Origin of the sequence: Caballeronia sp. (genome assembly GCF_049581465.1) — a bacterium.
Classification (GTDB): Bacteria; Pseudomonadota; Gammaproteobacteria; order Burkholderiales; family Burkholderiaceae; genus Caballeronia.
In genome coordinates, this window is the sequence record NZ_JBAUSA010000937.1 from 1 (window position 1) to 9,628 (window position 9,628).

The window sequence follows — 9,628 nt, forward strand, 5'->3', positions numbered from 1 at the left end:
GTCGACCACCTGATCGGCCAACGCAGCAATCGCCACGTCGGGGTCCCGCTCGCGCAACGCCCGCGTGGCGTGAGTCAGACGCGTGCCGAACAGGAACACCTGCAGGCGTTCGCGCGATTGCAGCAGCGCATGGCAAAAGTAGAGCACAGCTCGGGAATACGCGCTCATCGAGCCGGAAATGTCGAGGAGCAAGACGAGTGGCGGCCGGCGTTCAACCGCTTGCCGATACTTCCATGCGGTCCAGTCGCCGCCGGAACGGACGGCGCTTCGCGCACTCGCGCGCAGATCGGCATGCGTGCCGTGCGAAGCGGATTTCAGGCGACGCGTCGGCTCGGTTGCAAGGGGCAGTTTCTGCGACCGGATTTGATGGCGGAGCGTGCGCCATTCATCGGCGGAAAGGGTCTCGAAGTCGCGATGGCTCAAGCGCTCCTGAGCGCTGAACGTCAGGCGCGCGTGGACCTGTTCAGGCTGTGCCTCGTGCTGCGGTTTCGACGATAACGAATGCGCCCGCGCGGCCAGCGCATCGGCGAGACGATTGTTGCGCTTGGGCGGCGGCGCACCGCTCGTCACTTTCGGCAGCAGCAACGCGCGCAACTTGCCTTCCCAGTCGGGATCGCGCCAGAAAAGCCTGAAGGCCTGGTCGAAGAGTTCACGCTCGTCAGGGGCCTGGACGAGCAGCGCGGCAAGCGCCGCCCGCACATCGTCGCGACGGCTTATGTCGATCCAGCGCAAGGCTTCGAGGGCGTCTACGCCATGGGCCGGCGACATCGCCAGTCCCGCTGCGCGCAACAATCGGACAAAGTGCACGACGTTATGGGCAAGCGTTGCCGTTTCCATGGCGGTTCAAGCCGGTGCAATCAAACACTGCGCGATCTCGGCGGCATCCACGCGCGTGAGGTCGTCCTGATATTTCAGCAGCACGCCCAGCGTGTCCTGCACGGATTGCGGATCGAGTTCACTCACCGATAACGCCGTCAGCGCCCGGCACCAGTCAATGGTCTCCGCCACCCCCGGTGCCTTGAACAGATCGAGTGTCCTGAGCCGATGCACAAATGCCACCGCGCGCGCCTGCAATTGCGCGCTGGCCTCAGGCGCGCGGGCCGCGACGATCTGCAATTCCACATCGCGCGACGGATAGCCGATCCATTGATACAAACAACGCCGCTTGAGCGCGTCGTGAACCTCGCGCGTGCGATTCGACGTCATCACGACCAAGGGCGGAATCTCCGCGCGCACCGTTCCGTATTCGGGAATCGACACCTGGAAATCCGACAGCAATTCCAGCAGGAAGGCTTCGAACGGTTCATCGGCGCGATCGATTTCATCGATTAATAGAACCCGCCGCGCTCCGGCAGCCAAGGGATCGGGCATCAGCGCCTGCAACAACGGACGCTTGAGCAAGAACTCGCTTCTGTAGAGCGATTCATTCGATGGCGCGTCGCCCGTGGCTTCGGCCAGCCGCAGCGCCATGATCTGACGCGGGTAATCCCACTCGTAGAGCGCGCTGGCGGTGTCGAGCCCTTCATAGCATTGCAGGCGCAGCATCTGCGTGCCGAGCAACGCCGCGGCCGCCTTTGCCAGTTCCGTCTTGCCCACGCCCGGCTCGCCTTCGAGAAACAACGGCCGCTGCATTTTCAGCGCGAGAAAAAGGCCAGTCGCGAGTTCGCGACTGGCGAAGTATTGCTGTCGCGCAAGCGCGGCGAGCGTTTCATCGATCGATGCCGGCTCCATGAAGCTCCTGCCCAGAAAACCACTACAACCCTTAAAAACCGTTTGCGCGCTCCACCGCCCGGCCCGCGAGAATCGGAATCAAATGCGCGCGATACACCGCGCTCGCGTGCATGTCGTCGTTTAGGGTATCGGCGGAAAATGTCGTGCCGCGCGCCGATGCCACCGAGAACTCCTTCGACAACGCCGCCTCCAGTTCGCTCGCCCGAAACACGCACGGCGCCGCGCCCGTTATCGCCACACGCACGCCGTCCGCATGCTTCGCGACGAACACCCCGACCAGCGCAAAATGCGACGCCGGATTGCGAAACTTCTCGTACGCGGCGCGTTCTACAAGCGGAAATTCCACCGCCGTAATCAGCTCGTCCGGTTCGAGCGCCGTCTCGTACATGCCGAGGAAGAAGTCATCGGCGGCAATGCGCCTTCTATCCGTCACGATAGTCGCGTTCAACGCCAGCACGGCCGCCGGATAGCATGCAGCGGGATCGTCGTTGGCGAGCGACCCGCCGATCGTGCCGCGCTCCCGTACTTGCCGGTCGCCAATGTGCGAAGCGAGCTGAGCCAGACCCGGCAGCGCGCGTTTCACATCGGCGTTCGCGCCGACTTCCGCATGACACACCGCCCCGCCGACGGTCAGCTTGTCGCCTGTTACGGCAATCGACTTCATCGCAGCGATACGCGTGACATCCACTAGCGCCGAAGGTCGTGCCAGGCGCAAGCGCATGGTCGGCAACAGGCTTTGGCCACCCCCGAGATACTTAGCGTCCTCATGCTGCTTCAAGAATTGCACCGCCGCGTCCGATTGCTCCGGCCGCTGATAATCGAATGAATACATGTCGGAGTCCTCTTTAGCCTTGAGCGGAAGTAGCGGCGTGGATTGCGGCCCACACACGATGCGGCGTCGCGGGCATCTGCAGATCCTTCACGCCGAGCGGAGCAAGCGCGTCGATGATCGCGTTGATCACGGCGGGCGGCGCCCCAATCGCGCCCGCTTCGCCGCAGCCTTTCACGCCAAGCGGGTTGTGCACGCATGGCGTGCCTTTCGCCGTTTCCACGGTGAAATTCGGCAGATCGGACGCATGGGGCATTGCGTAATCCATGAACGAACCGGACATTAACTGGCCGCTTTCGTTGTCATAGACGGCGCGTTCGAGCATTGCCTGGCCGATACCTTGCGCAATGCCGCCGTGAACCTGCCCCTCCACGATCATCGGATTGATGATGTTGCCGAAATCGTCTACGGCGGTGAACTTCGCAATGCGGGTTTCGCCCGTGTCCTGATCCACTTCCACTTCGCACAAGTACGCGCCCGACGGATACGTGAAGTTGCTCGGATCGTAGAACGCGTTTTCGTTGAGGCCGGGTTCGAGTTTATCGAGTGGGAAGTTGTGCGGCACGTAGGCCGCGAGCGAAACCTCCGCGAACGCCTTGGTCCGATCCGTCCCGGCAACGCGGAAAATGCCGTCCTTGAACTCGATATCTTCCGCCGATGCCTCCAGCAAATGCGCCGCGATTTTCTTCGCTTTGTCCTCGATCTTGTCCAGCGCCTTCATGATCGCCGAGCCGCCGACTGCTATCGACCGCGAGCCGTACGTGCCCATCCCGAATGGAATCCGGCCAGTGTCTCCATGGACGATTTCGATGTTGTCCATCGATACCCCCAGCCGGTCCGCCACGACTTGCGCAAAGGTCGTTTCGTGACCTTGCCCGTGACTATGCGAACCGGTGAACACCGTGACAGAGCCGGTCGGATGCACGCGGATTTCCCCTGCTTCGAACAGACCCGCCCGCGCGCCCAACGCGCCGGCCAAGTTGGACGGCGCCAATCCACACGCCTCGATGTAACAGGAATAGCCAAGCCCGCGCAGCTTGCCCTTTTTCTTCGATTCTTCCTTGCGCGCCTCCAGACCTGCCACGTCGGCGAGTTGCATTGCGCGGTCGAGCAAGCCCGCGTAATCGCCCGAATCGTAGGTCAACCCGACTGGCGTGGTGTAGGGCCACGAGCGGATGAAATTGCGCCGGCGGAGTTCAGCCGGATGAATATTCATCTCGCGCGCCGCCGCTTCAACCAGCCGTTCGACCACGAACGTGGCTTCGGGACGACCGGCGCCGCGATACGCATCGACGGGAACGGTGTTCGTAAAAACCGCTTTCACTTCAGCATAGATCGCGGGCGTCGCGTACTGGCCGGCGAGCAGCGTGGCGTACAGGATGGTCGGTATTGCAGACGCGAACGTCGATAGATACGCGCCCATGTTCGCCGTCGTATGGACGCGCATGGCGAGGAACTTGCCGTCTGCGTCCAGCGCAAGTTCGGCTTTCGTCACGTGATCGCGGCCGTGGGCATCGGAGACAAACGCCTCCGAGCGCTCGCACGTCCATTTGATCGGACGCCTAACTTTCTTCGATGCCCACGTCAGCGCGACATCTTCGGCGTACAGATAGATCTTCGATCCGAAGCCGCCGCCCACATCCGGCGCGATGATCCGCAACTTCGATTCCGGGAGCGACAACACAAATGCCGCCATCAATAAGCGCTCCACATGGGGATTTTGATTGGCGACGTAGACGGTGTAGCTGTCGTCGGACTTCGAGTAGCTCGCATTCACGGCACGGGGCTCGATCGCGTTCGGAATCAGCCGCTGGTTCACTATATCCAGCGTGGTCACGTGAGCAGCTTGCGCGAAGGCGGCGTCGGTGGCGGCTTTGTCGCCGTGGCCCCAGGTGTAGCAGAGGTTGTCCGGCGCTTCATCGTGGACGAGCGGCTGGTTGCCATCGGCGGCGGTGGCCGTATCGACAACCGCCGGCAGCACGTCGTAATCCACTTCGATCAACTCGATCGCGTCCTTCGCTTCCTTTACCGATTCCGCGACGACCAGCGCGACCTGATCGCCGACGTGGCGCACTTTATCGTGCGCGAGTACGGGGTGCGGCGGCTCGTTCATCGGCTTGCCGTCGATGTTGTGGATCAGCCAGCCGCATGGCAATCCGCCTACCTTTTCACCGGCCATATCCGCACCGGTGAATATGTCGATAACGCCGGGCGCGGCTTTCGCGGCGGTTACGTCGAGGCTGCGGATTTTCGCGTGCGCGTGGGGTGAGCGCAGGAAGATGGCGTAGGTTTGTCGAGGAAGAACGACGTCGTCGGTGTACTGGCCGTTACCCGTCAGGAAGCGATAGTCTTCCTTGCGTTTGACGCCGGCGCCAATCATGTGTTGGGTCTCAGGGGCATTCATCGCGGTCTCCTGTTCAGGCGCGATTCAACATCGTCGGGAAAGTGCGTGCTTCAGCGCGTGTGTGTGTCTCGGGCGAGAACGTCAGGCGGTCGCTTTCATGGCTTGCGCGCCCTGCACCACCGCTTTCACGATGTTGTGATACCCCGTGCATCGACAAAGATTGCCGTCGAATTGCTCGCGGACATCGGCTTCGGTGAGATCGGGTTTTTGCGCGACGAGCGCGGTCGCGCTCATAACCATGCCGGGCGTGCAGAAACCGCACTGCAGGCCGTGACAATCCTTGAACGCCGCTTGCATGGGATGGAGTTCGCCGTTGTGCGCCATGCCTTCGATCGTGGTTACTGACGATCCGTCGGCTTGCACGGCCAGCATATTGCATGATTTGACGGCGCGAGAGTCGACGTGAACGGTGCACGCGCCGCACTGGGCGGTGTCGCACCCGATGTGCGTGCCCGTCAGGCCCAAGTTTTCGCGGATGAACTGGACGAGCAGGATATGAGGTTCGACAGTCGCGGTCACGGCTTTACCGTTGACCGTCAGGCTGATGCTGAGCGCCATGCTTTGTCTCCTTCGGGGATGGACCAACCGAAGCTCACACGCCACATATTTTGTTCACTTGCCTTGGCGGATCACTGCTGTGAGTGTCTGGCTGGGTTCGTGTTTTTTGTTGTAACGATGAGTAAAGCACAAAATGAAGACCATCGCCATTGGGCTAAAGCTGGGTGAAGACTGGTCAAATATCGCGAATCGTCCTCTTGAGCCTTTCCCAGAATGTCATCTGCAATTTGTCCAGTTCGTATTTCTGCTGAGGGGCGCTCGACGACGAAGCAGTCCGTGAAGCGCCGCCAATATCCGCAGGTGGCACAGCACGTCCTGCAGCGGACCCCGGAACGGGGACCGCGGGCGATGGAGGGCGCGGCGCGGAAGAAAGAGAACGGACAAACCGATGATTAGGTCCATGCGCCGTTATCGAAATGGAGGATGCCTCTTTAAAAGGAACCGACTTTCCGTTGTCATCTACAGAAAAAACATCGAACTCCACTATAGGGATGCACCACTTCGCTTTGTCACGAGAAACTTCCTTCTCGTTCTCGTCCAGGCAAAGAAATTTAAACGAGTCGGGATATTCGTCAGCACGTTTTCGCTTGGGAACGTCGTTCCACGATTCGATAAACGTGATGGTTCCGGGGTGTGGAACGTTTGCCGGCTGAAATCCTTCCAATGAAAAATCGTTTGGCATTACTGTTCCTTTTGTATGAGTCGAGCACCCAGTGGCGAGCATGATCGACGTCGCTACGGCAATAGCTAACCCGGGCATCTTCGTCATTTGGCAATTGAATCGAAGTAGTTAAACCTCGCCGGATAACGCTTCCGTCCCTCTGCCTCACACGGTGTCCCTTTGCTCGACCAATACATATTTGCCGATTCAGCAAAGTCTTCATTCGCACTCCGGCTCGCATATTGCGATGGTGTCTGTCCGTCGCTGGCAATCGCATCCACAAAACGTTGCTTCATTGCGGGATCCTTCCAGAGTGCCTCACTCACTTGATGTCCCGTCTCGTGGAGCATCGTGCTGTCGATGTATCGCTGCGGGATTTCGCCTTGTCCCTTCCACGCGGCCCACGGATAAAACGCGACACCTTGTTTCAAGCTGGCGGTCGCGGCCGATGAGAAGTCTGCTTGCCCATAATCTCGTTGCCAGATCGCGTCTTCCGGATTCGGACTCGCATTGGTCGTGATTTGACCGATATTTTCCAATTTCTGAGACGGCAACTTTTCCAGCGCCTTCGCCAACTGGCGCTCTCGGATCATCGGCAAGCCATCCACGGCCGGGCGAGTCGGTACGAAGATCGAAATCTGCTTACGCTCGACTGTCGCATCGTATTGCGTTGCGGCCGCTGTGCCGCCCGCCGGGAAGTTAGCTTGGGTTGGCTTTCCCGGTGACAGGCTCACAGTATTTCGCGAGACGTAAAAGTCAGCCGGTCCATCGATTCGGCTCTTTGAACCATCGAGATATGAACAATCAGTGACCGGTTGACCGTTAGGGCCGGTTGCTGGATTACTGCGGGTCGATTCAACTGGCTCTCGTTCAGCCAGTCCCGCAGGCCGCGGCGGCGAATTCGAGAGCGGCCTGCCCGTCGGCAAAAAACCCATTGCGGCTAACTCTTGAGGCTGGAACGACATAAACATGCGACTCTGCGACGAAATCAAATAGGGCTTGGGGTCGCATTTACAGGCGCAGAGATCGTTGTCTAAGGCGGGCTCCTTGTCCATCCATTTTCCGGGACGGCGTGGTCCCGATGGAACGATGATGCCGATGGTATTGCAAGCGGGACAACGGACCTTCGCATATAGGTACGTAAGGTGTACGCCACCGACCTTAACCTTATCCGTGCCTTCAATGATCGTTGCACCGTTGGCCGCTTTATCACCGATCCTAAGATAATTTCGTCTCACGGGTCATGTACCTTTTGATTAGTTCGACCATGTTTTTTTAGCGACTGATGCACCCACAGGTAAATCAGACAAATCCTAAAGTCGCGATGAAAACGAAAAGGCGAGGGATTGCGAGGCGCACAATGCAAAGGCCGTTTCAACATACGTTGAAACGGCCTTCGATAGCTTCCCACTGCATCAGGTGGCGGCGCACGAATTGCGCTGGTGCCGCATTGCATGCCACTCCAAATGAGCGAAAGGCCCAGCGACTAGGTCCAAGCCAGGCGTATCCCTAGATGCCCTTCCCCAGTTTCGAATGCCGGCGCGAATAGGCGAAGTAAATTGCCAGCCCGAGCGTAAGCCACACGACGAACGCGATCCATGTCACGGCCTTCAGATTCAGCATCAGGAACAGGCATGACGCCACGGCTATGACCGGCACGACCGGCACGCCCGGGCAGCGGAACGCGCGCGGCAGATCGGGATGCGTGCGTCGCAGGATGAGAACGGCGACGGACACCATCGAAAACGCGGCCAGCGTTCCGATATTGATCAGTTCCGCCAGCACATTCAGCGGCACAAGCGCGCCGATCAACCCGAAGAAAATGCCCACGAGCCAGGTGGTGAAGAACGGCGTGCCATATTTCGGATGAATGGTGGAGAGGCGTGCGGGCAGCAGGCCATCGCGGGACATTGCATAGATGATGCGGGTCTGGCCGTAGCTCATGACCAGGATCACGGTCAGCATGCCGATCACCGCGCCCAGGTCGATGAAGCCCGCCACCCACGGTTGGCCCGCCACTTGTAGCGCATACGAAACCGGATTTGAAATGTTCGCGAATTGCGCTGCCGGCACGATGCCGGTCACCACTGCGGCCACCGCTACGTACAGCACGGCGCACACAGCCAGCGATGAAATGATGCCGATCGGCAGATCGCGTTTCGGATTTTTCACCTCTTCGGCCGCCGAAGAAACTGAATCGAAGCCGATAAAAGCGAAGAACATCACGGCGGCTGCGCCAAATACGCCGCTCCAGCCATTGGGCATGAACGGATGCCAGTTCTCGGGCTTGACGTGAAACATACCAACCGCGATGACCATCAGCACGACCACAACCTTGATCGCGACCATTATGTTGTTCACGCGCGCGGATTCCTTCATGCCGCGGGATAGCAACGCGGTGATGGCCATCATGACGAGGAACGCGGGCAGGTTGAATAGCGTGAACGCGCCGGGCACTGCGCCGGGTGCGGCCGTAAGCGCCGTTGGCAGGGCGATGCCGAATCCTGACAACAGCGACTGGAGATATCCCGACCAGCCCACCGATACCGCCGACGTCGCCAGTCCGTATTCCAGCATCAAGTCCCAGCCGATGACCCAAGCGGCCAGTTCACCGAGCGTCGCGTAGGAATACGTGTAGATAGAACCGGCGACGGGAATGGTCGATGAAAATTCCGCATAGGCGAGCGCGGCAAATCCGCATGCGATGGCTGCGAGCACGAATGCGACCATGAGCGCCGGGCCGGCTTGCACGGCACCTGTTCCGGTGAGCACGAAGATGCCTGTCCCGATGATTGCGCCGACGCCTAGAAAGGTGAGATCGAGTGCCCCCAGCGTTTTTTTGAGTCCGGCGCGTTGTGCGCCGGCGAGCATGTGCTCGATGCTTTTCTTGCGAAACAGGGACATGGACAGGCACTCCTCAAGCACGCGCGAAGCGCGAAAAAATCGATCGGAAACCTGCGATTTTATCGGAGAGAAGTTGATTGTTTGTAGCAAACTATTGCACGAAAATGCCTGGTGGCGCCTAGATGTGAAATATTCGACACGTTTGTTTGTTTCAGCGAAACGCGGAGGATGAGGGGTTGGGAGGGGTGCTGCTCGCGGCGAGTGTGGGGAGAACGTTGAGTCCTCCTCCGAGCGTGGTCGTTCTGCTTAAGTCGGATTTTCTTGCTTATTTCTATTAGCCCCTATCCGGGGCGGGACTTCATTTCTTTGCAAACGCGCAAAGAAACGAAGCAAAGAAACGCGTTCAAACCGCGAATACCTAAGGGTCGGCGTTGCTCACTTCAGGTCTTTGGCCCGAACGTAGTACTGCCCCCAAACATTTAACCCGCAGTCGAACACCCTCCCCTCATCCCAAAGGCGCGCACACGCTTCGCCTCCACTGCCCAACTGGTGCTTGCAGCGCAAGCACCGCAATTTCAGCGCGCGCTGACTTGCCCGGTCG

General features: G+C 59.5%; 8 protein-coding genes. All 8 read right to left on the bottom strand.

Translation table 11 applies throughout. The annotated features are described in order from the left end of the window. On the bottom strand, nucleotides 1–837 hold an 837-nt coding region (locus WCA53_RS23010; RefSeq protein WP_423915909.1), incomplete at its 3' end, for a vWA domain-containing protein. 6 nt (nucleotides 838–843) lie between these two features. Further along, nucleotides 844–1,731, bottom strand: coding sequence for an AAA family ATPase (locus WCA53_RS23015; RefSeq protein ID WP_423915911.1), 888 nt, complete (start codon nucleotides 1,729–1,731; stop codon nucleotides 844–846). 31 nt (nucleotides 1,732–1,762) lie between these two features. Further along, complete coding sequence (locus WCA53_RS23020; RefSeq protein ID WP_423915913.1) at nucleotides 1,763–2,563, bottom strand: FAD binding domain-containing protein; 801 nt, start codon at nucleotides 2,561–2,563, stop codon at nucleotides 1,763–1,765. Between the two features lie 13 nt (nucleotides 2,564–2,576). Beyond that, the gene (locus tag WCA53_RS23025) at nucleotides 2,577–4,964 is read right to left on the bottom strand and encodes a xanthine dehydrogenase family protein molybdopterin-binding subunit (protein WP_423915916.1); all 2,388 of its coding nucleotides are present in this window, start codon (nucleotides 4,962–4,964) and stop codon (nucleotides 2,577–2,579) included. An 81-nt stretch (nucleotides 4,965–5,045) separates the two neighbouring features. After that, nucleotides 5,046–5,522, bottom strand: coding sequence for a (2Fe-2S)-binding protein (locus tag WCA53_RS23030; protein WP_423915918.1), 477 nt, complete (start codon nucleotides 5,520–5,522; stop codon nucleotides 5,046–5,048). Nucleotides 5,523–5,697: 175 nt separating this feature from the next. Beyond that, nucleotides 5,698–6,204, bottom strand: a complete 507-nt coding sequence (locus WCA53_RS23035; protein WP_423915920.1) for a hypothetical protein — start codon at nucleotides 6,202–6,204, stop codon at nucleotides 5,698–5,700. Nucleotides 6,205–6,287: 83 nt separating this feature from the next. Beyond that, nucleotides 6,288–7,238, bottom strand: coding sequence for a hypothetical protein (locus WCA53_RS23040; RefSeq protein WP_423915922.1), 951 nt, complete (start codon nucleotides 7,236–7,238; stop codon nucleotides 6,288–6,290). Nucleotides 7,239–7,692: 454 nt separating this feature from the next. Then, nucleotides 7,693–9,087 carry an amino acid permease gene (locus WCA53_RS23045; RefSeq protein ID WP_423915923.1) on the bottom strand — a complete coding sequence of 465 codons (1,395 nt, stop codon included), beginning with the start codon at nucleotides 9,085–9,087 and terminating at the stop codon, nucleotides 7,693–7,695. Nucleotides 9,088–9,628 lie beyond the last annotated feature (541 nt).